This window comes from Caballeronia sp. M23-90 (assembly GCF_053574605.1).
The window spans coordinates 1-280 of sequence record NZ_JBSIPA010001028.1; the positions used below are offsets into that span (position 1 = coordinate 1).

1 protein-coding gene is annotated in these 280 nt (G+C 56.4%); it reads left to right on the top strand.

Features of this window, described 5'->3' with window-relative positions:
• Positions 1-38 precede the first annotated feature (38 nt).
• Positions 39-280: transposase (locus tag ACRXB1_RS37635; protein ID WP_449494968.1), on the top strand; the 242-nt coding region annotated here is incomplete at its 3' end.

Here is a 280-nt window from a genome sequence, read left to right on the forward strand (position 1 = left end):
GTTGAACTGATGTCATCAATGAGAACGAGATGGAACAGATGCGCGGACCGGATGGCTTTACCGAATCTATGTTCACAGTGTTGAAGCTGGATGATTTCGTGCCGAAGGACCATCCGTTGCGTCCGATCCGCACGTGGCTCAATGACGCGCTTGAACGCATGGACGATGTGTTCGCGCGGATGTATGAGGCGGACGTCAAAGGAGGCCGCCCGAGCATCGCGCCGGAGAAGCTGGTGCGCGCTCTTTTGCTGCAGGTGCTGTACTCAATTCGTAGCGAGCG